A 25,891-nucleotide genomic window follows, 5' to 3' on the forward strand; every position below is an offset into this window, starting at 1 on the left:
TGAGTGGATATATGTAGCGCGGGTTGCGATAACAGGGCAAGTTTCGCCCTGTTTTTAATAATAAGCAGAGTTAAACGTTAAACATGGCCAAATCATTCGCCAGTTCAGTCGCCGGGAAAATTGACCGACATTCACGTAACAGGTGCTGACAACCTTTGTCATCATAGCGCGAGCTGACGTGGGTAATGATTAGCTTACCGACTCCAGCCTCACGGGCTAGTGTCGCAGCCTGGCGTGTAGAGCTATGACCGCGACTATTGGCTTTGGCTTCCATGGTTATATCCAGCGTCGCTTCGTGCACCATGACATCGACACCTTTAGCCAGGTCAAGTGCGGCATCGCAGGGGCCGGTATCGCCGAAAATAGCGAGCGCTTTACCTGGCACTGGAGCAGCTAAGTAATCTGCGCCGTTAATCTGCCTTCCATCTTCCAGCGTGATTGTTTTGCCCGCTTTTAATTCCTGAAACAGTGGGCCAGGCGGCACGCCAGCAGCTTTTAATGCCTGGGCATTTAATGCACCCGGTTTATCATGTTCTTCAATACGATAGCCATAACATTCCAGTGGGTGTTCCATTGGATAAGCGGTCACTTTGCGCAGGCCATCGTCGAGAATTTCGCCAGCGCCAATTTCGACAATTTCCAGCGGATAATCGGTCCATGAGCCGCTAATCCGCAGCGCGGTCTCCACAAATTCACGGATACCTTGCGGACCATAAATCGTTAAGGGTTGGACAATACCAGACATAGAACGACTGCACAGCAAGCCGGGTAAACCAAAGAGATGATCGCCATGAAGGTGACTGATAAAAATCTTGTCCAGTTTTCCAGGGTTAAAGGCGGTATGCAGTAGCTGATGCTGGGTGCCTTCACCGCAGTCAAACAACCAAAGACCGCTCTGGGTCGGATGTTGCAGGTTAAGCAATATTGCCGTGACATTGCGCGTGCGGGTTGGCACACCGGCCGAAGTACCTAAAAAAATTAATTCCATGAGTTCATCACGTTTCAAAAAATATTCCGGCTAGTATAAGGCATACATCTAAAAGGAGAGCATTATGATTGAATGGCAAGATCTGCATCACTCTGAATTATCGGTTTCCCAGCTTTATGCCTTATTACAACTGCGTTGCGCGGTGTTTGTTGTCGAGCAGAATTGCCCTTATCAGGATATCGATGGTGATGATTTGACAGGGGATAATCGCCATATTCTCGGTTGGAAAAATGATGAACTGGTGGCGTATGCGAGGATTCTGAAAAGTGATGATGATCTTGAGCCGGTCGTTATAGGTCGGGTGATTGTCAGTGAAGCGTTGCGTGGCGAAAAAGTGGGGCAGCAACTGATGAGTAAAACCCTCGACACTTGCACGCATCACTGGCCTGATAAGCCTGTTTACCTTGGGGCGCAGGCGCATCTGCAAAACTTCTACCAGAGTTTCGGTTTTATCCCTGTGACGGAGATCTATGAAGAAGATGGTATCCCACACATTGGGATGGCACGCGAGGTAATTCAGGCGTAATCAATAACCCTTGTCTATAGTTAGTGACAGGTTTTACGCAAATGGAGAACGAGAATGTCTAATCAGTTTGGTGATACACGTATCGATGACGACCTGACGCTGCTTAGTGAAACACTGGAAGAGGTGCTCCGCTCCTCTGGCGATCCCGCCGATCAGAAATATGTTGAGCTGAAAGCGCGTGCAGAAAAAGCGCTGGATGATGTGAAAAAACGGGTTAGCCAGGCTTCAGACAGTTATTACTATCGGGCGAAGCAGGCTGTTTATCGTGCTGATGACTACGTCCACGAAAAACCCTGGCAGGGAATTGGTGTGGGTGCGGCCGTTGGGCTGGTACTAGGACTGTTGCTGGCACGCCGTTAAAACCTCCCTACACCGGGGTACTGCATTTTTTTTGTAGTACCCCGTATAATGTGAGGCTTTTAACAGGGAGAGGTCCGCGTGCAATCACTTACTACGGCGCTGGAAAATCTACTGCGCCATTTGTCGCAAGAGATTCCGGCGACACCCGGCATTCGGGTTATCGATATTCCTTTCCCTCTCAAAGACGCTTTTGATGCCTTGAGCTGGCTGGCCAGTCAGCAAACGTACCCGCAATTCTACTGGCAACAACGTAATGGTGATGAAGAAGCTGCCGTCCTGGGCGCGATTACCCGTTTTACGTCGTTGGACCAGGCACAACGTTTTCTTCGCCAGCACCCGGAACACGCCGACTTACGCATTTGGGGGCTGAATGCGTTTGACCCGTCGCAGGGCAATTTACTTTTACCACGCCTGGAATGGCGACGCTGTGGCGGTAAAGCCACGCTGCGGCTGACGCTATTCAGCGAAAGCTCCCTTCAGCACGATGCGATTAAGGCAAGAGAATTTATCGCCACACTGGTGAGTATCAAGCCCTTGTCTGGGTTACATTTAACCACTACGCGAGAACAACACTGGCCGGACAAAACGGGCTGGACGCAATTAATCGAACTGGCAACGAAAACCATCGCCGAAGGTGAGCTCGACAAAGTGGTGCTTGCTCGGGCAACTGACCTGCATTTCGCAAGTCCGGTCAATGCGGCGGCGATGATGGCGGCCAGTCGTCGACTGAATCTCAATTGCTACCATTTTTACATGGCCTTTGATGGCGAAAATGCTTTTCTTGGCTCTTCACCGGAACGGTTATGGCGGCGGCGTGACAAAGCGCTGCGTACTGAAGCGCTGGCGGGAACAGTAGCAAATCATCCTGATGATAAGCAGGCGCAGCAGTTAGGTGAGTGGCTGATGGCGGATGATAAAAATCAGCGTGAGAATATGTTGGTGGTGGAAGATATCTGCCAACGATTACAGGCCGATACCCAGACGCTGGATGTTTTACCGCCGCAGGTACTGCGTCTGCGTAAAGTGCAGCATCTTCGCCGCTGTATCTGGACTTCACTCAACAAAGCGGATGATGTGATCTGTTTACATCAGTTGCAGCCAACGGCAGCAGTTGCTGGTTTACCGCGCGATCTGGCGCGACAGTTTATCGCCCGTCACGAACCGTTCACCCGAGAATGGTACGCTGGTTCTGCGGGCTATCTCTCATTACAACAAAGCGAATTCTGCGTTTCCCTGCGCTCAGCAAAAATCAGCGGCAATGTCGTGCGGCTATATGCTGGCGCGGGCATTGTCCGTGGTTCCGACCCCGAGCAAGAGTGGCAGGAAATCGACAACAAAGCGGCAGGGCTGCGTACTTTATTACAAATGGAATAGTAATGAGTCGCATCATTACCGATTCATATCAATAATCTATTTTTGTAGCTCCTTATACTTAGCCGCAATATTGATACCGGACAAACTCATGTCAGTAAGCGCATTTAACCGACGCTGGGCGGCGGTCATTCTGGAAGCATTAACGCGTCACGGCGTAAGACACATCTGTATCGCCCCTGGCTCGCGTTCTACACCGTTAACGTTAGCGGCGGCGGATAATTCCGCATTCATTCACCACACCCATTTCGATGAGCGTGGACTGGGGCATCTGGCGCTGGGGCTGGCGAAAGTCAGCAAGCAGCCGGTGGCGGTGATTGTCACCTCCGGTACGGCGGTGGCAAATCTCTATCCGGCACTGATTGAAGCCGGGTTAACCGGAGAAAAACTGATTCTCTTAACCGCCGATCGCCCGCCGGAGCTAATTGACTGCGGCGCGAATCAGGCGATTCGTCAGCCGGGAATGTTCGCCTCTCACCCCACGCACAGTATTTCACTGCCGCGCCCGACCCAGGATATCCCCGCACGTTGGCTGGTTTCTACCATCGACCATGCTCTCGGTACGCTTCATGCTGGTGGAGTCCATATCAACTGCCCGTTTGCCGAACCGCTGTATGGCGAAATGGACGACACTGGGCTTAGCTGGCAACAGCGTCTGGGTGACTGGTGGCAGGATGATAAGCCGTGGCTGCGTGAAGCGCCTCGTCTGGAAAGTGAAAAACAGCGCGACTGGTTCTTCTGGCGGCAAAAACGCGGCGTGGTGGTTGCCGGGCGCATGAGTGCGGAAGAGGGCAAAAAAGCTGCGCTGTGGGCGCAAACTCTTGGCTGGCCGCTGATTGGCGACGTGCTGTCGCAAACCGGACAGCCGCTGCCGTGTGCCGATCTTTGGTTAGGCAATGCCAAAGCGACCAGTGAACTGCAACAGGCGCAAATTGTGGTGCAACTGGGAAGCAGCCTGACGGGCAAGCGGCTCCTGCAATGGCAGGCAAGCTGTGAACCCGAAGAGTACTGGATTGTTGATGACATTGAAGGGCGACTTGATCCGGCACACCATCGTGGACGCCGCTTAATTGCCAATATTGCCGACTGGCTGGAGCTGCATCCGGCAGAAAAACGCCAGCCCTGGTGCGTTGAAATCCCGCGCCTGGCAGAACAGGCAATGCAGGCGGTTATTGCCCGTCGCGATGCGTTTGGCGAAGCGCAACTGGCGCATCGCATCAGCGACTATCTGCCTGAACAGGGGCAATTGTTTGTCGGTAACAGCCTGGTGGTACGTCTGATTGATGCGCTTTCGCAACTTCCGGCAGGTTACCCGGTGTACAGCAACCGTGGGGCCAGCGGTATCGACGGGCTGCTCTCGACTGCCGCCGGCGTTCAGCGGGCAAGCGGCAAACCGACGCTGGCGATTGTGGGCGATCTCTCCGCACTTTACGACCTGAATGCGCTGGCGTTATTGCGCCAGGTTTCCGCGCCGCTGGTATTAATTGTGGTGAACAACAACGGCGGGCAAATTTTCTCGCTGCTGCCAACGCCGAAAAGCGAGCGCGAGCGTTTTTATCTGATGCCGCAAAACGTCCATTTTGAGCACGCCGCCGCGATGTTCGAGCTGAAATATCATCGTCCGCAAAACTGGCAGGAACTTGAAACGGCGCTTGCCGATGCCTGGCGCACGCCAACCACCACGGTGATTGAAATGGTGGTTAACGACACCGATGGTGCGCAAACGCTCCAGCAACTTCTGGCGCAGGTAAGCCATTTATGATCCTGCACGCGCAGGCAAAACACGGCAAACCAGGTTTACCCTGGCTGGTTTTTTTGCACGGTTTTTCCGGCGATTGCCACGAATGGCAAGAAGTGGGCGAGGTGTTTGCCGACTACTCACGGTTGTATGTTGATCTCCCAGGTCACGGTGGTTCGGCGGCGATTAGCGTCGATGGATTTGATGATGTCACCGACTTACTGCGTAAAACCTTGGTTAGTTACAACATCCTTAACTTCTGGCTGGTGGGGTACTCGCTTGGCGGACGGGTGGCGATGATGGCGGCTTGCCAGAGGCTGGCGGGGCTTTGTGGGGTTGTTGTCGAAGGCGGTCATCCGGGGCTGCAAAATGCTGAACAACGCGCGGAACGTCAGCGTTCCGATCGCCAATGGGCGCAGCGTTTTCGTTCCGAACCATTAACCGCGGTATTTGCCGACTGGTATCAACAGCCTGTTTTTGCCTCGCTCAATGACGATCAACGCCGGGAGCTGGTGGCGCTGCGCAGCAACAATAATGGCGCAACGCTTGCCGCCATGCTGGAGGCGACTTCTCTCGCCGTCCAGCCTGATTTACGTGCTAACCTTAGCGCCCGCACATTTGCGTTTTATTATTTATGTGGTGAACGTGACAGCAAATTCCGCGCCCTGGCGGCGGAACTGGCTGCCGACTGCCATGTCATTCCTCGCGCCGGACATAACGCGCATCGGGAAAATCCCGCTGGCGTAATCGCAAGTCTGGCGCAGATCTTGCGTTTCTGACTAAAGGACACAATATGATTTATCCTGATGAAGCAATGCTTTACGCACCGGTTGAATGGCACGACTGCTCCGAAGGTTTCGAGGACATTCGTTATGAAAAATCCACCGACGGTATCGCAAAAATCACCATTAATCGTCCGCAGGTGCGCAATGCCTTCCGTCCTCTGACGGTAAAAGAGATGATCCAGGCACTGGCAGATGCGCGTTATGACGATAACGTCGGCGTGATCATTCTGACTGGCGCAGGCGATAAAGCGTTCTGCTCCGGTGGTGACCAGAAAGTGCGTGGTGATTACGGCGGCTATAAAGATGATTCCGGCGTACATCACCTGAACGTGCTGGACTTCCAGCGTCAGATCCGTACCTGTCCGAAACCGGTTGTCGCGATGGTGGCTGGCTACTCCATCGGCGGTGGTCACGTTCTGCACATGATGTGCGACCTGACTATCGCGGCAGATAATGCCATCTTCGGTCAGACTGGCCCGAAAGTCGGTTCCTTCGACGGCGGCTGGGGCGCTTCCTACATGGCTCGTATCGTCGGGCAGAAAAAAGCGCGTGAAATCTGGTTCCTGTGCCGTCAGTACGACGCAAAACAGGCGCTGGATATGGGCCTTGTGAACACCGTGGTACCGCTGGCGGATCTGGAAAAAGAAACCGTCCGTTGGTGCCGCGAAATGCTGCAAAACAGCCCGATGGCGCTGCGCTGCCTGAAAGCTGCACTGAACGCCGACTGTGACGGTCAGGCAGGTCTGCAGGAGCTGGCGGGCAACGCCACCATGCTGTTCTACATGACGGAAGAAGGTCAGGAAGGTCGCAACGCCTTCAACCAGAAACGTCAGCCTGACTTCAGCAAATTCAAACGGAATCCGTAATGCGTAGCGCGCAGGTATACCGCTGGCAGATCCCCATGGACGCGGGGGTGGTTCTGCGCGACAGGCGGTTAAAAACCCGCGACGGGCTGTATGTTTGCCTGCGTGAAGGCGAGCGCGAAGGGTGGGGGGAGATCTCCCCACTGCCGGGCTTCAGTCAGGAAACCTGGGAAGAGGCGCAAAGTGTGCTGCTTGCCTGGGTAAATAACTGGCTGGCAGGCGATTGCGAATTACCGCAGATGCCTTCCGTTGCCTTTGGCGTAAGTTGTGCATTGGCGGAGCTGGCAGATACGCTCCCGCAGGCGGCCAATTACCGTACGGCACCACTGTGTAATGGCGATCCGGACGATCTGATCCTCAAACTTGCAGATATGCCAGGCGAGAAAGTGGCGAAGGTCAAAGTGGGATTGTACGAAGCGGTGCGCGACGGCATGGTGGTGAATCTGTTGCTGGAGGCAATTCCGGATCTGCATTTGCGTCTTGACGCAAATCGCGCCTGGACACCGCTGAAAGGTCAGCAGTTTGCCAAATATGTTAACCCGGATTATCGCCACCGCATCGCGTTTCTCGAAGAGCCGTGCAAAACCCGCGATGATTCGCGAGCGTTTGCCCGTGAAACCGGCATTGCCATTGCCTGGGACGAAAGCCTGCGCGAGCCGGATTTTGCCTTTGTGGCTGAAGAGGGCGTGCGCGCGGTAGTTATCAAACCCACGCTCACGGGCAGTCTGGAGAAAGTTCGCGAGCAGGTACAGGCGGCGCACGCGCTGGGGCTGACGGCGGTGATCAGTTCTTCCATTGAATCGAGCTTAGGCTTAACGCAACTGGCGCGGATTGCTGCCTGGTTAACGCCGGACACCATTCCAGGGCTGGACACGCTGGATCTAATGCAGGCGCAGCAGGTACGTCGCTGGCCGGGTAGCACGCTGCCTGTCGTGGAAGTTGATGCACTGGAGCGGTTGTTATGATCTTCTCTGACTGGCCGTGGCGTCACTGGCGGCAAGTGCGGGGAGAAGCCATCGCCTTACGTCTTAATGACGAGCAACTCAACTGGCGCGAGCTTTGTGCTCGCGTCGATGAATTAGCCTCCGGATTTGCGGTGCAGGGTGTGGTTGAGGGCAGCGGCGTGATGTTGCGGGCGTGGAATACGCCGCAAACGCTGCTCGCCTGGCTGGCGTTACTGCAATGCGGGGCGCGGGTGTTGCCCGTGAACCCTCAGCTGCCGCAACCGTTGCTTGAAGAATTGCTGCCCAATCTGACGCTGCAATTTGCGCTGGTGCCGGATGGGGAAAACACGTTTCCGGCATTAACGTCGCTGCACATTCAGCGGGTTGAAGGCGCACATGCCGCTACGTGGCAGCCGACGCGTCTGTGCTCAATGACGTTGACCTCGGGTTCTACCGGGTTGCCGAAAGCCGCTGTCCATACTTATCAGGCCCATCTTGCCAGTGCCGAAGGGGTGTTATCGTTGATTCCGTTTGGCGATCACGATGACTGGTTGCTCTCTTTGCCGTTGTTTCACGTCTCCGGTCAGGGAATTATGTGGCGCTGGTTATACGCTGGTGCGCGGATGACGGTGCGTGATAAACAGCCATTGGAGCAAATGCTGGCAGGCTGTACTCACGCTTCACTGGTGCCAACACAACTCTGGCGTTTGCTGGTTAACCGCAGTTCCGTTTCCCTGAAAGCGGTGTTACTTGGCGGCGCGGCTATCCCGGTCGAGTTGACGGAACAGGCGCGCGAGCAGGGGATTCGTTGCTTTTGCGGCTATGGTCTGACCGAGTTTGCCTCCACGGTGTGTGCGAAAGAAGCCGACGGCCTGGCAGACGTTGGTTCGCCGCTGCCGGGTCGGGAAGTGAAAATCGTTAATAATGAAGTGTGGCTGCGGGCTGCCAGTATGGCAGAAGGTTACTGGCGTAACGGGCAACTGGTTTCACTGGTTAATGACGAAGGCTGGTACGCTACGCGCGATCGCGGTGAGATGCATAATGGCAAGCTGACCATTGTCGGACGTTTAGACAATCTATTCTTCAGTGGCGGAGAGGGTATTCAGCCGGAAGAAGTCGAGCGCGTAATTGCTGCACATCCTGCGGTTTTGCAGGTGTTTATCGTCCCCGTTGCCGACAAGGAGTTTGGTCATCGACCGGTGGCGGTGATGGAGTATGACCACGAGAGCGTTGATCTTAGTGAATGGGTGAAAGATAAGCTGGCCCGTTTTCAGCAACCGGTGCGTTGGTTAACGTTGCCGCCTGAACTGAAAAACGGCGGTATTAAAATTTCACGTCAGGCGCTAAAAGAGTGGGTGCAACGTCAGCAATAATTAACCCTCCGTTTCACTTCTCATTTCTGCCATTCCATTGCCGTTGATAAAGAGTTTATCTGTTAATCTGTAAATTGATGTGAAAACTCTTAGCAAACAGGATAATGCAATGGAATGGCTGGTCAAAAAATCGTGCTGCAATAAACAAGATAACAGACATGTACTTATGCTCTGCGATGCTGGCGGCGCGATAAAAATGATCGCCGAAGTGAAGAGTGACTTCGCCGTGAAAGTGGGGGATTTACTCTCGCCTTTGCAGAATGCGCTTTATTGTATTAATCGTGAAAAGCTGCATACGGTGAAAGTCCTCTCGGCAAGCAGTTATAGCCCCGATGAGTGGGAACGGCAGTGTAAAGTGGCACGGAAAACTCAGTAACGTTGTTTTGTCATGGGCAGGAAAATCAGCATCAACCCGCTCATAATACAGGCTACTCCCAGTAGTACTTTCAGCGAAAAAGTCCCTTCCCAGCCGGGAAGTACCATTGAAGCAATCCATACCAGCACATAACTCATACTGAGCAAGGCATAGGCTTTGCTTAGCGCAAGTTTATGTAGCGTTTTATACCAACAAAAAACGGAAAGCAGATAACCCAGCAGCCCGAGTAACAGTATCCGGGCATCCAGGCCAAAAGCTAACAGAGCCGCGATAAAATCCCATAAGTGCGTCATCGGCGGCAGATGACTCGCCGCAAAACCCAGGCTTAATTGCGCAACTGAGGCAATAATGACGCTGAATAATCCCCACATCAGGCCCATTACACCGTACTCCCGAGGATCACAATGCCACCAATAATGAACGCCACCCCACACCAGTGACGCGGCGATACCGGTTCGTGCCACAGTTTTACTGCAGCCAGCGTCACCCAGACAAAATTCAGACTTAACATCGGGTAGGCAATGCCTACCGGTACGTTCTGCAAGACCAGCAGCCAGAGCACCATGGCAAGACCAAGACAAGCCAGCGCCAGTCCCAGCCACAGCACGATATGTTTGCGCCGTTTGTTTATCGCCACAAAGCAGGTTGCCTGTTTCTGACACAACTGCCCGGCAACGCTAAGCAAGCTGGCAAAGACTAATGTTAGCCAGATCATTTGGGACGATACTGAATCAGCACCAGACGCTCCTGACGATCGATGGCATCTGCGGGCGGAATGGCGAGACTGTTGATATCTTCATCGCGGTCAACCGAAAGCACGAGAGTAATAATCCCCTCCTGACGATGTTGATTAAGCCAGTTTGCGAACTCATCACCGCTGACAAATCTCCCTTTCGCATCCGGATAATTAAGGCCGTATTTCAACTCACCTGTCTGGCGATACATGATGATGTCATCGCGTTGCAGGCTCCATGCCAGACCTGCGGCAACACCGACGCTATCAGTAAGAATATAGCGGCTTGGCTGAAGTGATTCTTGTGTCATCTCGACAAAAAATTGCGGATGTTTTCCTTCCATAACTCTGTCAGGAATTGAAAATCCTACCAGCAACGCCAGCCCCAGCGGGCAAAGCGCGGCAAAAGGCCAGGTCTTTTCGACGTTTGTTAAGGTGTACCAGCCGAAAAATGCCCATAGCGAAAAAATCGACCAGGCACAAAAGACTTTATAGCTCTCGAAGGTTTGCCACACCGGCGTGTTCATTGGTCCCCACGGGGAGACCACAAATGTGGCAATAATGCCAGTGACGCCAAAAGCGATGTTAATCCAGCCATTAATCCGCAGCGCCAGAGGATTATTTTTTGCTGCCAGCAAAGCGTAATGCGCCATCAGCATTGCCAGAGATGCAAAGCAGGAAAGAATATAGGTGGGCAATTTACCTTTAGCGACGGAGAAAAACAGCAGCGGCATTATCGTCCAGCTCAACAAATAGACGGTTGCGGAATGCTTGCGGTTTTTCCAGCCTGTGTACAGTGCACCGGGGAGTAATCCCAGCCACGGCAGGCTACCGGCAATGATGACCGGCACGTAGTACCAGAACGGAGCTCTATGTTGGGCATCATCCAGTGCAAAGCGTTGAATATGCTCAACCCAGAAAAAATAGTGCCAGAAGTCAGGCTCCCGCTGCGCTATCGCCAGTCCCCAAGGGAGAACCGTCAGTACGCAACTGATAACCGCCAGCCAGCCGTAAATAAAGAGATCTTTCCAGCGTTTTTGCGTCGCTACCCATGGCAGCACGCTTAATACCGGCACGGCAAGGGCGAGAAAACCTTTGGTCATCACCCCCATGCCGCAGGTGATTCCCAGCAGTAAAAATCCTGCGCTTTTGCCTTTCCACGTCTGTGCCTGCATTGCCAGCCAGAAGCTGCACATTCCCGCCACCAGCCAGAATGCAATAAACGGATCGAGCACGGCATAAGTGCCGATGGCATAGACAATAAACAATGAGAGATAAATTACTGTGGCGAGTAGAGCCAGACGTTTATCGCGCCATAAGCGCAGAGTAAACCAGGTCACCAGCGCGGCAGTTAACAGGGTCGCAAAGATAACGCCTGCCCGCACACCAAAGTTATTCGCGCCAAATAGCCATTGCCCAATGCTGTTAATCCAGTATCCGGCAATGGGTTTTTCGAAATAACGTAGCCCTAACAGATGGGGCACAATCCAGTCGCCGGATGCCAGCATTTCTCGACTGATTTCCGCATAACGCGTTTCATCGGGTTGCCAGAGCAGACGCGTGCTGATCGGTAACAGGTAATAGCAGGCAATAAACGCGAAGAGGCCGATAAGGTAACGTACCGATTTCATCAGCGACTACCCGCAATTTGTTGGCAACCCAGCCAGCCTTCACGTCCGGCAATATTTCCGCGAACAACTTGTCCGAGCGGCAACGTCTCTGATAACAGTTCGCTTAAAGGGCAAAATGTCACGCCTTCCTGAGCTGCGCGTTTGAGGAGATCCACAAAATTATGCTGATAAGCGCAGCCTTCAACTTCTGCATGAATGGTATAAACCGGCGTGCCTTTATCTCGCAGGATGCGGTTGAGTAACCAACCGTTAAAATCTTCTGCTTTCACATCCCGACCAATCACTTCATCCCAGGTGGGTAAGGTCACCGGAATTTGCGCAGTGCCAGGGTTTCCTGATTCGAGCAATGGACGGAACGGCATGGCCCCACGACAATCGCTGTTGTAGCGCAAATGGAACGCTTCTTTTGCTTCGATCACCTTCTGGTCGGCACGCCAGCCCGCAGCGGCAGAACAGGTTACCGGTTGACCGATAATCTCTTCCAGAGTGCGAAGACCGCGTGCAATATCGTCGATCATTGTTTGCCGATCCCAGTTACCGCTACGGGCTTGCCAGGCATGGTGATCCCAGGCGTGCAGGCCGACTTCGTGATGTTTAGCCGCTTCACGAATGATATCGGCATTGGCATGACCAATCTCTTTACCTGGCCAGGCCGTACCTGCCAGTAAAATATCCCAGCCATAAAGCGATGCCGCATTTGAGCGCAGCATCTTCCACAAAAACTGTGGCTTCACCAGTCGCCAGAGATGGCGGCCCATATTGTCCGGGCCGACGCTGAAAAAAATGCTGGCCTGAATATTATGCTTACTCAAGATTTCCAGCAGACGCGGCACGCCTTCACGGGTGCCACGAAAGGTATCGACATCAATGCGTAAGCCTACTTTGGTCATGATGGTTTATCCGTAAGATCAACGGTGCGCAGGAAGAAATCCAGCGTTTCGTCGATGGTTTCCTGCATATCAATTTTCGGCTCCCAGTCCAGGCAGCGGTGGGCATTGCGGATGCTCGGTTTACGATGCTCTACGTCCTGATATCCTTTGCCGTAGTAGCTGCTACTTTCGACAACGCGAAAGCCCGCAAACGGTGGGAAATGATGGCGCAGCGGATGTTTTTCGAAGCTCGCCAGCAGCATCTCGCCCAGTTCCTCAATGCTCGCTTCGTTCTCAGGATTGCCAATGTTGATAATTTCACCGTCGCAGCGATTTCCCGCATTTTCGATAATGCGGTATAACGCCTCGATACCATCGCGAATATCAGTAAAGCAGCGTTTTTGTTTTCCGCCATCAATCAGCTTAATCGGTGAACCTTCTACCAGATTGAGAATGAGTTGCGTAATAGCGCGGGAGCTGCCGATTCGTGCCGCATTAAGGTTATCCAGTCGCGGTCCCATCCAGTTAAACGGGCGGAAGAGGGTGAACTGTAAACCCTCTTTTTCGCCATAGGCCCAGATCACCCGATCAAGTAATTGTTTTGATACCGAATAAATCCAGCGTGGTTTATTCACCGGGCCGACGATTAAATTAGAATGGTCCTCATCGAAGTATTTATCGCTACACATCCCATAAACTTCTGAAGTTGACGGGAAGATGATTCGCTTACGGTACTTCACGCAGTAGCGGATAATGCGCAGATTCTCTTCAAAATCGAGTTCAAATACGCGCAGCGGGTTGCGGGTATATTCAATCGGCGTGGCTATCGCCACCAGCGGCAAGACGACATCACATTTTTTGACGTGATACTCAATCCATTCGGAATGAATACTGATATCGCCTTCGACAAAGTGAAAATGCGGATGATTCAGAAAACGGCTTATCGCATCGCTGCCAATATCCAGACCGTAAACTTCATAATGATCTTCGCGCAGCAGGCGTTCTGTCAGATGGTTGCCAATAAAGCCATTTACCCCGAGGATGAGTACCCGGGTACGGCGTCGGGCGGTGCAGGCAGGCTGGCTATTCAAGCGTGAACCTTGCACCAGGCCCAGCGTCTGCGCTAATTGCGAGCCCTGCATAGTAATGCCGTCGCCCGCCTGTCCGGTGACGATTTCCAGCGCGCCATCGCCACAGGCAATCAACAGCGGTGCAATAGAAATCACGCTCCCCGGCTGTGCTTTGCTGGCATGAGGATGAACACGCGACGACCAGACGGTAAATTTCTGATTGCCAACATAGCTGAAGGCACCCGGCCACGGATCGGCAACGGCACGTACCATGTTGTGCAGTACGGATGCCGGTTTATGCCATTCAAGGAAACTGTCATCCGGCGTTCTGCGACCAAAACAGGTGGCTTCGTTTTCGCGCTGGGCGATTTCCAGAATATTACCGTGTTTAATGGCGGGTAATGTCTGTTCCAGTAGCTGGCGCGCGGCATGGCACAATTTATGATGCAGCGTAATAGCGATATCGTCTGGCGCAATGGCAACGCGCAGTTGCGCCACAATGGCCCCAGCATCGGCACGTTTTACCATTCGGTGCAATGTAACGCCCGTTTCCGTTTCACCGTTCACCAGCACCCAGTTCAGCGGCGCGCGACCACGATATTTTGGTAACAGCGAACCGTGCAGATTAAATGCACCTGCGGGAGCGAGCTGCAAAATCTCGTCGCAAATAAGATGGCGATAATAAAAAGAGAAAATCACCTCTGGTGACAGTTGGGCAATGCGTTCCACCCACAGCGGATGATTAACGTTATCCGGCGCATAAACCGGAATGCCTCTTTCCGCCGCCAGATGAGCCACCGAACCATAAAAGGCTTTTTCACCGGGATTATCGGTATGGGTAAAAATGGCGCTAATTTCGTAACCGGCAGCCAGCAGAGCTTCAATACCGAGGCATCCCATATCGTGGTAGGCAAAAACGACGGTTTTCATTATTCATTTTCCTTGCTGGATGGACGGATAACTTGCTGAACAAAATAGCGGGGGCGGGCGCGGACATCGGTGTAGATCCTGCCGATATATTCACCGAGTAATCCCATGCCGATAAACTGAGCGCCAATAAAAGTAAACAGCACGGCAAATAGCATAAAGACGCCTTCTGCCGCCCATTGTGGTCCGAAGGTCAGGCGTAAAATCACCAGCAGCACCGCAATGCTAAAACCTCCAATCGCAATAATGCTGCCGAGCAGACTCAGCATACGTAGCGGCGTTGTGGTAAGGCAGGTCACCAGGTCGTACATCAAATTAATCAGGCGCATAAAACTGTATTTGGATTCACCAAACTCACGCTCGGCATGATGTACTGGAATTTCAATGGCACGGCGGGCGAAGATATTCGCCAGAATCGGGATAAAGGTGCTACGTTCATGGCAGTGCAACATCGCATCGACAATATGACGGCGATAGGCGCGCAGCATACAACCGTAGTCACCCATCGCTTTGCCGGTGGTGCGCTGAATAAGCCGGTTAATCATCTTCGAAGCTGTTTTACGAAACCAGCTGTCCTGGCGGTTCTGGCGTACAGTCCCTACCACGTCGTAACCTTCATCGGCTTTTGCCACTAGGCGGGGGATTTCTTCTGGCGGATTCTGGAGATCGGCATCAAGGGTAATAATTAAGTCGCCGGTAACGTGACTGAATCCCGCCATAATCGCTGAATGTTGCCCGTAATTGCGGTTAAGCAAAATAGACACAATATGGCTGTTCTCCGCTTGTGAGGCTTCGACCAGCATATGCGCGGAATTATCGCTACTGCCGTCATCAATCAGCAGGATCTCATACTCTTTCCCCAACGATTCACAGGCTGTGGTGGTGCGCCTGATTAATTCCGGTAAGCTTTCCTGCTCGTTATAAACGGGAATAACCACCGAGACTTTCTTAACAGGGTGGATTTCAAACATGGCTTATTGTCCTGCGAGTTGCTGAAGGGCTGTGATGACACGGTCGGCATCGGCGGTAGTCATATCCGGGAACAGCGGCAAAGAACAGATGCGTTCGCTATTCCATTCGGTATTCGGTAACGACAGCGTGGGAAAACGCTCGCGATAATATTTTTGTGTGTGAGCGGCGCGGAAATGTAACCCGGTACCAATGCCTCTTTCTTTTAACGCTTCCATCAACGCATCGCGACTGATACCACAACGTTGTTCATCGACACGAATAATAAACAGATGCCAGGCGTGAACGTGCGGCCAGGCGGGAAGGCTTAATGGCTGAAAGGGGAGAGCTGCCAGTGCTTGCTGATATTGCTGGGCAATTTCGCGCCGACGGGTGTTGAGGTGCTCTAATTTTGCTAACTGTGTCAGGGCAATCGCGGCGTTAATATCGGTCAGATTGTACTTATAGCCCGGTGTTAAGACTTCAGCCTGCGGTGCACGGCCCCAGGTTTGTCTGTCATAGGCATCGACACCCAGACCGTGAAATTTCAGCATCCGTAGCTGGCGGGCAAGGTTTTCATTATCAGTTACAATCAGGCCACCTTCAGCACAGGTAATATTTTTAATGGCATGAAATGAAAAAATAGCGGTACCTTTTGCGCCAATATGTCGCCCTTTGTAATACGTACCGACGGCATGGGCAGCATCTTCGATAACTGCGATGCCGTAACGTTCGCCAATGGCGCGAATGGCGTCAATATCTGCTGGCGCACCGGCATAATGCACCGGAATGATGGCTTTAGTGCGTGGCGTAATGGCTGACTCGATAGCTTCAGGCGTGACCATCAGCGTATCGCGGTCGACATCCACCATTACCGGCGTTGCACCCAACAAGGAAATCATATTGAGGGTTGAAACCCAGGTCAGGGAAGGCGTAATCACTTCATCGCCCTTGCCAATTTTCAACGCCATTAGCGTGATATGCATTCCGGCGGTGGCTGAACTGACCGCGATGGCATGCTGATTTCCCGTCAACTGGCAAAAGGCTTGCTCAAGCGCCTGATTCTTCGGACCGGTTGTGATCCAACCGGATTCGAGAACCTCTTTAACTGCAGCGAGTTCCTCCACGCCCATTGCTGGTCGCGAAAAAGGCAAAAATTCTGACATTGCTTTTCCTTCCGCCATTGAATACCTGTCCACTTATATTTGCTATAAAGAGTGTTGTGTATATTTTGCCATTTGGAGCGAAATTTTAAGGATAGAATATTAACTTAACCTTAAGAAACTAATATTAGACGTAAATATTGAAATTTTTATATTTTTTCTTATTTAGGCTTTGCATTTGGCAAAATTTTGAGGCATTTTGCCGACATCGTAGGATTTTTAATATTACACCAACTGCTAATTATCGCCAGAAATGTCGCTCAATTTTACGGTAATTGTCTGGTTGCGCTTGTCTATAGGTGGAGTTTACGTGTTAGCTTTTTGCCGCTCATCATTGAAGTCAAAAAAATATTTCATCATTTTACTGGCGCTCGCTGCAATTGCCGGACTGGGTACTCATGCCGCCTGGAGTAGCAATGGTTTGCCACGTATCGACAATAAAACATTGGCCAGACTGGCACAGCAGCACCCGGTTGTCGTTTTGTTTCGCCATGCTGAACGTTGCGATCGTTCAACCAATCAATGCTTGTCAGATAAAACAGGTATTACGGTTAAAGGTACCCAGGATGCCCGTGAACTGGGCAACGCTTTTAGCGCTGACATCCCTGATTTCGATCTTTATTCCAGTAATACCGTCCGGACCATTCAGTCGGCGACCTGGTTTTCCGCGGGTAAAAAGCTGACGGTAGATAAACGACTTCTTCAGTGCGGTAATGAGATTTATAGTGCAATTAAGGACTTACAAAGCAAAGCGCCTGATAAAAATATCGTTATTTTCACCCATAATCATTGCCTGACATATATTGCTAAAAATAAGCGTGATGCGACATTTAAACCTGATTATCTGGATGGTTTAGTCATGCATGTGGAAAAAGGCAAAGTTTATCTGGATGGGGAATTCGTTAACCACTAAATTTTCAATCTGACAGCCAGTGATGGCTGTCATCATTGTTAAAGAAGACCTTTCAAACGTAACGTTTTTCGGGTGGCAACATTTAAATCATAATGCACCAGATCTTCAGGTTTTACCCACGCGTAGTCCTGAAACTCTTCGTTTATTTTCACTTCTCGGTTGGCAGAAACGCAGTCAAAAATCAGGTAAATCATATAAATTTCTTCCTTGCGACCATCTGCATACGTCTTGGTGCGAATATCATCGCTGAAGGTCCACGGCGTGATTTCTGTCAAAAGCAGCTGTTCTCCCAGTTCTTCGCGAATTTCGCGGCGTAGTGCCTCTTCAATTCGTTCGCCGGGCTCCACGCCGCCACCCGAAAGCGCCCATTGACCGGGGAAAACGCCGCGATCGTCGGCCATTTTACACAGCAAATAAGCACCATCATTTTGAATCAAAGGGCATACAATAGTCCGTTGTCGCACAGGGGTATTCCTTATAAATAAATAGAAACCATGAGAATACGGTAACTCAGAAATATGTGAAAGTGACAGTAATCTCTTTTGCGATGATAACTGCACTTATTATTATTTTTGTGTGTATCGGTAAACTGTGTTTATTTTTTCGGCGTTTAATTATTTAAGAAGTATTTAGTTACAATAAGTGACTAGCTCCCTTTTTTCGCTCATTGAATCCTCTGCGCCAGGCAGTACAATCCCGCAGCTTTGGGAATTTTGATTAATTGCTTGTGGGAAAGGGGATAATGAAAAAAATTGCGCTAGCAGGTCTGGCCGGAATGCTGTTGGTTTCTGCATCGGTCAATGCAATGAGCATCAGCGGCCAGGCGGGTAAAGAATACACCAATATTGGTGTCGGTTTTGGGACTGAATCGACGGGCCTGGCTTTAAGCGGTAACTGGACACATAACGACGACGACGGTGACGTCGCGGGCGTGGGGCTGGGGTTGAATCTGCCTCTCGGGCCGTTAATGGCGACCGTTGGCGGAAAAGGCGTTTACACCAACCCCAATTATGGCGATGAAGGTTATGCCGCAGCGGTAGGAGGTGGTTTGCAGTGGAAAATTGGCAACAGCTTCCGTTTGTTTGGCGAGTATTACTACTCTCCGGATTCACTCTCCAGCGGTATTAAAAGTTATGAGGAAGCGAATGCTGGCGCGCGTTACACCATTATGCGTCCAGTCAGTATTGAGGCGGGTTATCGCTACCTGAATCTGTCGGGTAAAGACGGTAACCGCGACAACGCCGTGGCTGACGGCCCGTATGTTGGGGTTAACGCCAGTTTCTGATCCCTTCCGGCGCGGCATTCTGTCGCGCCATTCAGTTTCTTACTACGCCTTATCTCCCTTTGCGTTATAGTGATTCGATAACAAAAGCAGGAGATAACCATGTTAAAAGTGGAAATGCTATCCACCGGGGATGAAGTGTTACACGGGCAAATCGTTGACACTAACGCTGCCTGGCTGGCCGATTTTTTCTTTCATCAGGGGTTGCCATTATCTCGCCGCAATACGGTGGGGGATAACCTTGATGACTTAGTCACCATTCTTCGCGAACGTAGTCAGCACGCCGATGTGCTGATCGTTAACGGCGGGCTGGGACCGACCAGCGATGATTTAAGCGCACTCGCCGCTGCGACAGCAAAAGGTGAAGGCCTGGTGCTGCATGAAGCCTGGCTCAAAGAGATGGAACGCTATTTCCACGAACGTGGACGAGTAATGGCACCGAGCAACCGTAAACAAGCGGAGCTGCCTGCCAGTGCGGAATTTATCAATAACCCGGTAGGCACCGCCTGTGGTTTTGCCGTGCAGCTTAATCGTTGCCTGATGTTCTTTACTCCCGGCGTACCGTCAGAATTTAAGGTGATGGTCGAGCACGAAATCCTGCCGCGTCTGCGCGAGCGTTTTTCTTTACCACAGCCGCCGGTTTGTCTGCGTTTAACTACCTTTGGTCGTTCGGAAAGCGATCTGGCACAAAGCCTGGACACTCTACAACTGCCGCCGGGCGTAACAATGGGCTATCGCTCCTCAATGCCGATCATCGAACTGAAACTCACCGGACCGGCAAGCGAGCAACAGGCGATGGAAAAACTGTGGCTGGACGTTAAACGTGTTGCCGGACAGAGCGTGATTTTCGAAGGCACCGAAGGACTGCCCGCGCAGATCAGTCGCGAATTGCAAAACCGCCAGTTCAGCCTGACGTTGAGCGAGCAATTCACCGGCGGTTTATTGGCTTTGCAACTTTCTCGCGCAGGTGCTCCACTGCTGGCGTGTGAAGTGGTTCCTTCACAGGAAGAAACCCTGGCGCAAACTGCGCACTGGATTACAGAACGGCGGGCCAACCATTTTGCCGGGCTGGCACTGGCTGTTTCGGGTTTCGAGAACGAGCATCTCAACTTTGCGCTAGCCACGCCAGATGGCACTTTCGCTCTGCGTGTGCGTTTCAGCACTATACGCTACAGCCTGGCTATCCGTCAGGAAGTGTGCGCAATGATGGCACTGAATATGCTGCGCCGTTGGTTAAACGGCCAGGACATTGCCAGTGAGCATGGCTGGATTGAGGTTGTTGAGTCCATGACCTTATCCGTCTGATTCCGCCACTCTGTGCCGGTTTACTGCACCGGCACATTCCCCCTCCGGCAAAATTTGTCCAACCTGTTGTACTCAATAAGAAAAAATCCGTGCGCTGATTCACAAATTTGTGCGTAATTTCTCCAGTCCGTTGGACGAGGAGCGGGATTTGATGCGCTTCACAATTTTACTCCCCCTGAGCAACGAGACTGATTCCAGTATCTAAGACTGGAGTCCAGTATGTTGGAATCAAGCAAAGTTCCCGCCCTGACACGGGCTATTGATATTCTCAATTTGATTGCCCGCATTGGCCCCTGTAATGCTGCGACGATCATTGACACATTGGGGATCCCTAAAAGCACGGCCTATTTGCTGCTTAATGAACTCAGGCGTCAGCGTTTTCTTAGCCTTGATCACCAGGAAAAATTTTGTTTGTGGACCAAGCTGGTGGAGCTTTCCGGTCATGCGTTAAGCAAGATGGATCTCCGGGAACTGGCTCGACCGCGTTTGACGCAACTGATGGATACCACCGGGCTGTTATGTCACCTGGGGATTATTGATAACGGCAGCGCTTATTACATTTTGAAAGTGGAGTCATCAGCCACTATCAGCGTGCGTTCACATGAAGGAAAAAGCCTTTCGCTTTATCGCTCCGGAATAGGTAAATGCCTGCTTGCCTGGCAACCTGCAACTGTACAGCAAAGTATTATCGAAGGGCTGGTCTGGGAGCAGGCGACACCCACAACGATTACTCATCCACAGCAACTTCACGAAGAACTGGCGCGTATTCGCCGTCAGGGCTGGAGCTATGACAACGGCGAAGATTACGCCGATGTCCGTTGTGTCGCTGCGCCGGTGTTTAACGCCAATAACGAGCTTACCGCTGCGATCTCGGTGGTCGGTACCCGCTTACAAATCAATGAAGAATACCGTGATTATCTGGCGGGCAAGGCCATTGCCTGCGCCAGGGATATTTCACGTCTGTTGGGATGGAAAAGTCCCTTTGACTTACAAGCCTCATAACAATGGAGAACATCATGACCCTACCAAAAATTAAACAGGTTCGCGCCTGGTTTACTGGCGGTGCGACAGCAGAAAAAGGCGCTGGCGGCGGTGATTATCACGACCAGGGGGCGAATCACTGGATAGACGATCATATTGCCACCCCGATGAGTAAATACCGCGATTATGAGCAGTCACGCCAGTCATTTGGCATTAACGTTCTTGGCACGTTGATTGTTGAAATCGAAGCAGAAAACGGCCAGACCGGATTCGCCGTTTCGACAGCCGGTGAAATGGGCTGTTTTATCGTCGAAAAACACCTTAACCGTTTCATTGAGGGTAAATGTGTCAGTGATATCAAACTGATCCATGATCAAATGCTCAATGCCACCCTGTATTACTCCGGCTCTGGTGGCCTGGTGATGAACACGATTTCCTGTGTCGATCTGGCTCTGTGGGATCTGTTCGGCAAAGTGGTCGGGCTTCCGGTTTATAAACTTTTAGGCGGCGCTGTTCGTGATGAGATTCAGTTCTACGCCACAGGTGCGCGTCCGGATCTGGCAAAAGAGATGGGCTTTATCGGTGGCAAAATGCCGACGCACTGGGGGCCACATGATGGCGATGCGGGGATCCGCAAAGATGCCGCTATGGTCGCGGATATGCGTGAAAAATGCGGTGAGGATTTCTGGTTAATGCTCGACTGCTGGATGAGTCAGGACGTGAACTATGCCACCAAACTGGCCCACGCTTGCGCGCCCTATAACCTGAAATGGATCGAAGAGTGCCTGCCGCCACAGCAGTATGAAGGTTATCGCGAACTGAAACGCAACGCGCCAGTCGGAATGATGGTCACCAGCGGTGAGCACCACGGCACACTGCAATCTTTTTGTACGCTTTCAGAAACCGGTATCGACATTATGCAGCCGGATGTTGGCTGGTGCGGTGGCTTAACCACGCTGGTGGAAATTGCCGCAATCGCCAAATCCAGGGGGCAACTGGTGGTGCCGCACGGTTCGTCTGTTTACTCCCACCATGCGGTGATCACCTTCACTAATACGCCATTCAGCGAATTCCTGATGACCAGTCCGGATTGTTCAACGATGCGTCCGCAGTTTGACCCGATTCTGCTCAATGAGCCGGTTCCGGTGAATGGTCGTATTCATAAATCAGTGCTTGATAAACCCGGTTTTGGCGTCGAACTCAATCGTGACTGCAATTTGAAACGCCCCTACAGCCACTAATCACTCCGGGCGTTGCTGTGACAACGGTAACGCCCACATATTCTAAGGAGCTTTTTATGAGCACCGCTTTGCTTGACGCCGTGGTGAAGAAAAACCGTGTGCGTTTAATTCCGTTTATGTTGGCGCTGTATGTGCTGGCGTTTCTCGACCGTTCGAATATCGGTTTTGCCAAACAGACCTACCAGATTGATACCGGGTTGAGTAATGAAGCTTATGCGCTGGGAGCAGGCATTTTCTTTGTGGTATATGCGTTTCTGGGTGTTCCGGCGAATCTTTTGATGCGCAAACTGGGGGCCAGAACCTGGATTGGTACGACAACACTGCTGTGGGGATTTCTTTCGGCAGCCATGGCATGGGCCGATACTGAAGCGAAATTTCTGATAGTTCGCACTCTGCTTGGTGCTGCGGAGGCCGGATTTTTCCCTGGTATGATTTATCTCACCTCGCAATGGTTTCCGCAGCGTAATCGCGCCAGCATTATGGGGCTGTTCTATATGGGCGCACCGCTGGCGTTAACACTGGGATCACCGCTTTCCGGCGCGCTGCTGGAGATGCATGGATTTATGGGGCATCCCGGCTGGTTCTGGATGTTTGTGATTGAAGGATTGTTGGCAGTCGGCGCTGGGGTATTCACATTCTTTTGGCTTGATGACACACCGGAGCAGGCACGTTTTCTGAGTAAACAAGAAAAAACGTTGCTTATCAATCAACTGGCAAGTGAAGAACAACAGAAAGTGACTTCTCGGCTGAGCGATGCGCTGCGTAATGGGCGAGTCTGGCAACTGGCGATTATCTACCTGACCATTCAGGTGGCGGTTTACGGATTAATTTTCTTCCTGCCGACCCAGGTTGCGGCATTGCTGGGAACAAAAGTGGGCTTTACAGCGTCGGTGGTCACCGCCATTCCGTGGGTTGCGGCCTTGTTTGGGACCTGGCTTATTCCGCGCTATTCCGATAAAACCGGCGAACGGCGTAATGTCGCAGCGCTGACATTACTGGCGGCGGGCATTGGTATTGGTCTGTCCGGGCTGCTTTCTCCAGTACTGGCGATCGTAGCGCTGTGTGTTGCAGCCATCGGGTTTATTGCCGTGCAGCCGGTGTTCTGGACGATGCCGACACAACTGCTTTCCGGTACGGCGCTGGCTGCGGGGATTGGTTTTGTAAACCTGTTTGGTGCAGTGGGCGGGTTTATTGCCCCGATCCTGCGCGTGAAAGCAGAAACGTTATTTTCCAGCGATGCGGCGGGATTACTGACGCTGGCAGCGGTGGCGGTCATCGGTTCGCTGATTATTTTCACTCTGCGTGTAAATCGTACTGTTGCGCAGACCGACGTGGCACATCATTAAATAGGTTAAGGAACACGATGAACGCATTATTAACCAATCCCTTTAAAGAACGTTTACGCAAGGGCGAAGTGCAAATTGGTCTGTGGTTAAGCTCAACAACTGCCTATATGGCAGAAATTGCCGCCACTTCCGGTTATGACTGGTTGCTGATTGATGGGGAGCACGCGCCAAACACCATTCAGGATCTTTATCACCAGCTACAGGCGGTAGCGCCCTATGCCAGCCAACCCGTGATCCGTCCGGTGGATGGCAGTAAGTCGCTGATTAAACAAGTCCTGGATATTGGCGCGCAAACTCTACTGATCCCGATGGTCGATACTGCCGATCAGGCACGTCAGGTGGTGTCTGCCACGCGCTATCCTCCCTACGGTGAACGTGGTGTTGGGGCCAGTGTGGCACGGGCTGCGCGCTGGGGACGCATTGAGAATTACATGGCGCAAGTCAACGATTCGCTTTGTCTGTTAGTGCAGGTGGAAAGTAAAACGGCACTGGATAACCTGGACGAGATCCTCGACGTCGAAGGGATTGATGGCGTGTTTATTGGACCTGCGGATCTTTCTGCGTCGTTGGGCTACCCGGATAACGCCGGGCACCCGGAAGTGCAGCGAATTATTGAAACCAGCATTCGGCGGATCCGTGCTGCGGGTAAAGCGGCTGGTTTTCTGGCTGTGGCTCCTGATATGGCGCAGCAATGCCTGGCGTGGGGAGCGAACTTTGTCGCTGTTGGCGTTGACACGATGCTCTACAGCGATGCCCTGGATCAACGACTGGCGATGTTTAAATCAGGCAAAAATGGGCCACGCATAAAAGGTAGTTATTGATATCAAAGGCCCATGGGGATCGGCTGTGGGCCTGTGTTAATTAGTGGTTATTCGCTGCCAGATCGGCTTCGCTTAGCTGGGTGGCCGCGAGCACCTGGTCACGATCAATGCCCTGTTCCAGCATGCGCAAGGCAATTTTAATAGCTTGTTCATGCATGCCTTCCTGCAAACCTTCTAATTTACCTTGCTGCAAACCTACTAATTTACCTTCTTGCCAGCCAATTTGATGTCCTTCCTGCCGTAGCCGTTCAGCAATAGTCATCAATCTCTCCTTTTAATGACAGTTCGGAATATCAGCATCAGTGAGTTGGGTTGCCGCCAGCACAATCTCACGTTCAAAGCCCTGCTCCAGCATGCGCAAGGCAATTTTAATGGCTTGCTCATGCATGCCTTCCTGCAAACCTTCTAATTTACCTTTCTGCAGACCCTCCAATTTACCTTGCTGCAAACCTTCTAATTTACCTTCCTGCCAACCAATTTGATGTCCTTCCTGCCGTAGCCGTTCAGCAATAGTCATTAATCTCTCCTTTTGTAGTAGTGAACGTTCGGCAATCTCCTGAATAAAACGGGTGAAACGGGAGGTATCGCCGCATTGCAGCAGATAATTAAACAGTGTTTGTAGCTGGCTGTCATTAGTGAAGCCTCTAACCAAAAGCGTGGTGATCCTGTCGACCATACCGATTAAATCGCGGTCGCGAATATGCTTTTGAATCAGTTCAAGCAGAGCTATACGCCGATGTTGCATGATCTCATCGTCAGGTACGATGGTAATATCCACCAACGGAAAAGCTTCGGTGTACAACTGCCGGGCAAGTTGCGGATCGTCAAACTCATCCAGCCAGTTGAGTGAGTACGGGTAGGGCGAGGTTTCGCCATGATAAAACAGCAACGGCACCACCAGCGGGACTCTGTCATAGCCTTTGTCCAGGTGACGCTGCATGGCGGCAGTGGCATAGCGCATTAGCCGAAAAGCCATATTCTTTTCTGCAGAGCTTTGATGTTCAATCACGCAGTAGATATAGCCGTCACCGTCGCTGGTTTCCACGGACCACAAAACATCCGAGTAGTAAGCGCGTAAACTTTTTTCAATAAAACTGGTGGGTTCCAGGCGTAAGGTTTGCAGGTTGCAAAGCTTGCGCAGCGGCTCTGGTAGATGTATTTCGAGAAAATCCCGTGCGGTTTCGGGTGTGAACATAAAGGTTTTAAATACTGCATCATGCGGGGAGGAGGTTGTTGATTCGGTCATGGTTGTCCGTCACCTGATATTTATGATGACGCGACATTACGGTTATCCCAGGCCTTTGACATCTGCCAGTTTCAGCCTTTGCGAGACGTTT

At 51.8% G+C, this 25,891-nt stretch carries 26 protein-coding genes and 1 pseudogene; 16 read left to right on the top strand and 11 right to left on the bottom strand.

Annotation, left to right across the window (positions count from 1 at the left end):
* Positions 1-70: 70 nt before the first annotated feature.
* Positions 71-988: a ribonuclease BN gene (gene rbn / locus ACJHW7_RS05465; protein WP_021557008.1), complete on the bottom strand. Its 918-nt coding sequence runs from the start codon at positions 986-988 to the stop codon at positions 71-73.
* Positions 989-1,052: 64 nt separating this feature from the next.
* Here rbn and ACJHW7_RS05470 point away from each other — a divergent pair, with 64 nt between their 5' ends.
* The 9 genes from ACJHW7_RS05470 (at position 1,053) to pmrD (ending at position 9,324) form a co-directional block, all read left to right on the top strand.
* On the top strand, positions 1,053-1,514 hold the full coding sequence (locus ACJHW7_RS05470) for a GNAT family N-acetyltransferase (protein ID WP_000574087.1): 462 nt from the start codon (positions 1,053-1,055) through the stop codon (positions 1,512-1,514).
* Positions 1,515-1,568: 54 nt separating this feature from the next.
* Positions 1,569-1,874 (top strand): stress response protein ElaB, encoded by a 306-nt coding sequence (gene elaB, locus ACJHW7_RS05475; RefSeq protein WP_000070621.1) that lies wholly within the window; start codon positions 1,569-1,571, stop codon positions 1,872-1,874.
* Between the two features lie 78 nt (positions 1,875-1,952).
* Positions 1,953-3,248, top strand: a complete 1,296-nt coding sequence (gene menF, locus ACJHW7_RS05480) for an isochorismate synthase MenF (protein WP_001191390.1) — start codon at positions 1,953-1,955, stop codon at positions 3,246-3,248.
* Between the two features lie 88 nt (positions 3,249-3,336).
* On the top strand, positions 3,337-5,007 hold the full coding sequence (gene menD / locus ACJHW7_RS05485; protein WP_001307912.1) for a 2-succinyl-5-enolpyruvyl-6-hydroxy-3-cyclohexene-1-carboxylic-acid synthase: 1,671 nt from the start codon (positions 3,337-3,339) through the stop codon (positions 5,005-5,007).
* A complete protein-coding gene (gene menH / locus ACJHW7_RS05490) occupies positions 5,004-5,762 on the top strand; it encodes a 2-succinyl-6-hydroxy-2,4-cyclohexadiene-1-carboxylate synthase (protein WP_000600534.1) in 759 nt (252 codons plus the stop codon). The genes menD and menH overlap by 4 nt, the downstream gene beginning before the upstream one ends.
* Positions 5,763-5,776: 14 nt before the next feature.
* Positions 5,777-6,634: a 1,4-dihydroxy-2-naphthoyl-CoA synthase gene (menB, locus tag ACJHW7_RS05495; RefSeq protein WP_000640002.1), complete on the top strand. Its 858-nt coding sequence runs from the start codon at positions 5,777-5,779 to the stop codon at positions 6,632-6,634.
* Positions 6,634-7,596 (top strand): o-succinylbenzoate synthase, encoded by a 963-nt coding sequence (gene menC / locus ACJHW7_RS05500; protein ID WP_001255621.1) that lies wholly within the window; start codon positions 6,634-6,636, stop codon positions 7,594-7,596. The genes menB and menC overlap by 1 nt, the downstream gene beginning before the upstream one ends.
* The gene (gene menE, locus ACJHW7_RS05505) at positions 7,593-8,948 is read left to right on the top strand and encodes an o-succinylbenzoate--CoA ligase (RefSeq protein ID WP_021557007.1); all 1,356 of its coding nucleotides are present in this window, start codon (positions 7,593-7,595) and stop codon (positions 8,946-8,948) included. The genes menC and menE overlap by 4 nt, the downstream gene beginning before the upstream one ends.
* A gap of 109 nt (positions 8,949-9,057) precedes the next feature.
* Positions 9,058-9,324 (top strand): signal transduction protein PmrD, encoded by a 267-nt coding sequence (pmrD, locus tag ACJHW7_RS05510; protein WP_001299500.1) that lies wholly within the window; start codon positions 9,058-9,060, stop codon positions 9,322-9,324.
* Here the strand turns inward: pmrD and arnF are convergent.
* The 7 genes from arnF to arnB are packed head-to-tail and all read right to left on the bottom strand — an operon-like array spanning position 9,318 to position 16,668.
* A complete protein-coding gene (gene arnF, locus ACJHW7_RS05515; RefSeq protein ID WP_021557006.1) occupies positions 9,318-9,704 on the bottom strand; it encodes a 4-amino-4-deoxy-L-arabinose-phosphoundecaprenol flippase subunit ArnF in 387 nt (128 codons plus the stop codon). The two genes, pmrD and arnF, sit on opposite strands and share 7 nt — an antisense overlap.
* Positions 9,704-10,039, bottom strand: coding sequence for a 4-amino-4-deoxy-L-arabinose-phosphoundecaprenol flippase subunit ArnE (arnE, locus tag ACJHW7_RS05520; protein ID WP_000638031.1), 336 nt, complete (start codon positions 10,037-10,039; stop codon positions 9,704-9,706). The genes arnF and arnE overlap by 1 nt, the downstream gene beginning before the upstream one ends.
* On the bottom strand, positions 10,036-11,688 hold the full coding sequence (arnT, locus tag ACJHW7_RS05525) for a lipid IV(A) 4-amino-4-deoxy-L-arabinosyltransferase (RefSeq protein ID WP_000844046.1): 1,653 nt from the start codon (positions 11,686-11,688) through the stop codon (positions 10,036-10,038). The genes arnE and arnT overlap by 4 nt, the downstream gene beginning before the upstream one ends.
* Positions 11,688-12,578 carry a 4-deoxy-4-formamido-L-arabinose-phosphoundecaprenol deformylase gene (gene arnD, locus ACJHW7_RS05530; protein ID WP_000169728.1) on the bottom strand — a complete coding sequence of 297 codons (891 nt, stop codon included), beginning with the start codon at positions 12,576-12,578 and terminating at the stop codon, positions 11,688-11,690. Before arnD ends, arnT begins: the two co-directional genes overlap by 1 nt.
* A complete protein-coding gene (gene arnA, locus ACJHW7_RS05535) occupies positions 12,575-14,557 on the bottom strand; it encodes a bifunctional UDP-4-amino-4-deoxy-L-arabinose formyltransferase/UDP-glucuronic acid oxidase ArnA (RefSeq protein ID WP_000860245.1) in 1,983 nt (660 codons plus the stop codon). Before arnA ends, arnD begins: the two co-directional genes overlap by 4 nt.
* Positions 14,557-15,525 (bottom strand): undecaprenyl-phosphate 4-deoxy-4-formamido-L-arabinose transferase, encoded by a 969-nt coding sequence (arnC, locus tag ACJHW7_RS05540; protein WP_000461657.1) that lies wholly within the window; start codon positions 15,523-15,525, stop codon positions 14,557-14,559. The genes arnA and arnC overlap by 1 nt, the downstream gene beginning before the upstream one ends.
* Before the next feature lie 3 nt (positions 15,526-15,528).
* Entirely contained in the window at positions 15,529-16,668 is a 1,140-nt protein-coding gene (gene arnB, locus ACJHW7_RS05545; protein ID WP_001307305.1) for a UDP-4-amino-4-deoxy-L-arabinose aminotransferase, read from the bottom strand.
* 307 nt (positions 16,669-16,975) lie between these two features.
* Between arnB and ais the strand changes: the two genes are divergently transcribed.
* Positions 16,976-17,578, top strand: a complete 603-nt coding sequence (gene ais / locus ACJHW7_RS05550) for a lipopolysaccharide core heptose(II)-phosphate phosphatase Ais (RefSeq protein ID WP_001297077.1) — start codon at positions 16,976-16,978, stop codon at positions 17,576-17,578.
* Between the two features lie 38 nt (positions 17,579-17,616).
* Here ais and nudI read toward each other — a convergent pair whose 3' ends face one another.
* Entirely contained in the window at positions 17,617-18,042 is a 426-nt protein-coding gene (nudI, locus tag ACJHW7_RS05555) for a nucleoside triphosphatase NudI (RefSeq protein ID WP_001249884.1), read from the bottom strand.
* A gap of 278 nt (positions 18,043-18,320) precedes the next feature.
* On the opposite strand from nudI, the gene ACJHW7_RS05560 reads away from it, so the two are divergent.
* The 6 genes from ACJHW7_RS05560 (at position 18,321) to yfaU (ending at position 24,554) form a co-directional block, all read left to right on the top strand.
* Positions 18,321-18,863, top strand: a complete 543-nt coding sequence (locus tag ACJHW7_RS05560) for a YfaZ family outer membrane protein (protein WP_001301623.1) — start codon at positions 18,321-18,323, stop codon at positions 18,861-18,863.
* Between the two features lie 99 nt (positions 18,864-18,962).
* Positions 18,963-20,165, top strand: coding sequence for a nicotinamide mononucleotide deamidase-related protein YfaY (locus ACJHW7_RS05565; RefSeq protein ID WP_021557005.1), 1,203 nt, complete (start codon positions 18,963-18,965; stop codon positions 20,163-20,165).
* Between the two features lie 219 nt (positions 20,166-20,384).
* Entirely contained in the window at positions 20,385-21,167 is a 783-nt protein-coding gene (locus tag ACJHW7_RS05570) for an IclR family transcriptional regulator (RefSeq protein WP_000894164.1), read from the top strand.
* A gap of 14 nt (positions 21,168-21,181) precedes the next feature.
* A complete protein-coding gene (rhmD, locus tag ACJHW7_RS05575) occupies positions 21,182-22,387 on the top strand; it encodes an L-rhamnonate dehydratase (RefSeq protein ID WP_021557004.1) in 1,206 nt (401 codons plus the stop codon).
* Between the two features lie 56 nt (positions 22,388-22,443).
* A complete protein-coding gene (locus ACJHW7_RS05580; protein WP_021557003.1) occupies positions 22,444-23,733 on the top strand; it encodes an MFS transporter in 1,290 nt (429 codons plus the stop codon).
* A gap of 17 nt (positions 23,734-23,750) precedes the next feature.
* A complete protein-coding gene (gene yfaU / locus ACJHW7_RS05585; protein WP_000992980.1) occupies positions 23,751-24,554 on the top strand; it encodes a 2-keto-3-deoxy-L-rhamnonate aldolase in 804 nt (267 codons plus the stop codon).
* Positions 24,555-24,594: 40 nt separating this feature from the next.
* Here yfaU and ACJHW7_RS05590 read toward each other — a convergent pair.
* Both ACJHW7_RS05590 and ACJHW7_RS05595 read right to left on the bottom strand, forming a co-directional pair.
* Positions 24,595-24,828: pseudogene (locus ACJHW7_RS05590) on the bottom strand (hypothetical protein); the annotation flags it as partial.
* The gene (locus ACJHW7_RS05595; RefSeq protein WP_021557002.1) at positions 24,829-25,800 is read right to left on the bottom strand and encodes an ISNCY family transposase; all 972 of its coding nucleotides are present in this window, start codon (positions 25,798-25,800) and stop codon (positions 24,829-24,831) included.
* Between the last annotated feature and the right edge of the window lie 91 nt (positions 25,801-25,891).

Origin of the sequence: Escherichia sp. WS1152 (assembly GCF_046487665.1) — a bacterium.
Lineage (GTDB): Bacteria > Pseudomonadota > Gammaproteobacteria > Enterobacterales > Enterobacteriaceae > Escherichia > Escherichia coli.

What these genes read in the sequence shown, in the direction of transcription:
- rbn (WP_021557008.1), bottom strand. Translation starts at nt 988, where the DNA reads ATGGAATTAATTTTTTTAGGTACTTCGGCCGGTGTGCCAACCCGCACG.
- ACJHW7_RS05470 (WP_000574087.1), top strand. Translation starts at nt 1,053, where the DNA reads ATGATTGAATGGCAAGATCTGCATCACTCTGAATTATCGGTTTCCCAG.
- elaB (WP_000070621.1), top strand. Translation starts at nt 1,569, where the DNA reads ATGTCTAATCAGTTTGGTGATACACGTATCGATGACGACCTGACGCTG.
- menD (WP_001307912.1), top strand. Translation starts at nt 3,337, where the DNA reads ATGTCAGTAAGCGCATTTAACCGACGCTGGGCGGCGGTCATTCTGGAA.
- menH (WP_000600534.1), top strand. Translation starts at nt 5,004, where the DNA reads ATGATCCTGCACGCGCAGGCAAAACACGGCAAACCAGGTTTACCCTGG.
- menB (WP_000640002.1), top strand. Translation starts at nt 5,777, where the DNA reads ATGATTTATCCTGATGAAGCAATGCTTTACGCACCGGTTGAATGGCAC.
- menC (WP_001255621.1), top strand. Translation starts at nt 6,634, where the DNA reads ATGCGTAGCGCGCAGGTATACCGCTGGCAGATCCCCATGGACGCGGGG.
- menE (WP_021557007.1), top strand. Translation starts at nt 7,593, where the DNA reads ATGATCTTCTCTGACTGGCCGTGGCGTCACTGGCGGCAAGTGCGGGGA.
- pmrD (WP_001299500.1), top strand. Translation starts at nt 9,058, where the DNA reads ATGGAATGGCTGGTCAAAAAATCGTGCTGCAATAAACAAGATAACAGA.
- arnF (WP_021557006.1), bottom strand. Translation starts at nt 9,704, where the DNA reads ATGGGCCTGATGTGGGGATTATTCAGCGTCATTATTGCCTCAGTTGCG.
- arnE (WP_000638031.1), bottom strand. Translation starts at nt 10,039, where the DNA reads ATGATCTGGCTAACATTAGTCTTTGCCAGCTTGCTTAGCGTTGCCGGG.
- arnT (WP_000844046.1), bottom strand. Translation starts at nt 11,688, where the DNA reads ATGAAATCGGTACGTTACCTTATCGGCCTCTTCGCGTTTATTGCCTGC.
- arnD (WP_000169728.1), bottom strand. Translation starts at nt 12,578, where the DNA reads ATGACCAAAGTAGGCTTACGCATTGATGTCGATACCTTTCGTGGCACC.
- arnA (WP_000860245.1), bottom strand. Translation starts at nt 14,557, where the DNA reads ATGAAAACCGTCGTTTTTGCCTACCACGATATGGGATGCCTCGGTATT.
- arnC (WP_000461657.1), bottom strand. Translation starts at nt 15,525, where the DNA reads ATGTTTGAAATCCACCCTGTTAAGAAAGTCTCGGTGGTTATTCCCGTT.
- arnB (WP_001307305.1), bottom strand. Translation starts at nt 16,668, where the DNA reads ATGTCAGAATTTTTGCCTTTTTCGCGACCAGCAATGGGCGTGGAGGAA.
- ACJHW7_RS05560 (WP_001301623.1), top strand. Translation starts at nt 18,321, where the DNA reads ATGAAAAAAATTGCGCTAGCAGGTCTGGCCGGAATGCTGTTGGTTTCT.
- ACJHW7_RS05565 (WP_021557005.1), top strand. Translation starts at nt 18,963, where the DNA reads ATGTTAAAAGTGGAAATGCTATCCACCGGGGATGAAGTGTTACACGGG.
- ACJHW7_RS05570 (WP_000894164.1), top strand. Translation starts at nt 20,385, where the DNA reads ATGTTGGAATCAAGCAAAGTTCCCGCCCTGACACGGGCTATTGATATT.
- rhmD (WP_021557004.1), top strand. Translation starts at nt 21,182, where the DNA reads ATGACCCTACCAAAAATTAAACAGGTTCGCGCCTGGTTTACTGGCGGT.
- ACJHW7_RS05580 (WP_021557003.1), top strand. Translation starts at nt 22,444, where the DNA reads ATGAGCACCGCTTTGCTTGACGCCGTGGTGAAGAAAAACCGTGTGCGT.
- yfaU (WP_000992980.1), top strand. Translation starts at nt 23,751, where the DNA reads ATGAACGCATTATTAACCAATCCCTTTAAAGAACGTTTACGCAAGGGC.
- ACJHW7_RS05595 (WP_021557002.1), bottom strand. Translation starts at nt 25,800, where the DNA reads ATGACCGAATCAACAACCTCCTCCCCGCATGATGCAGTATTTAAAACC.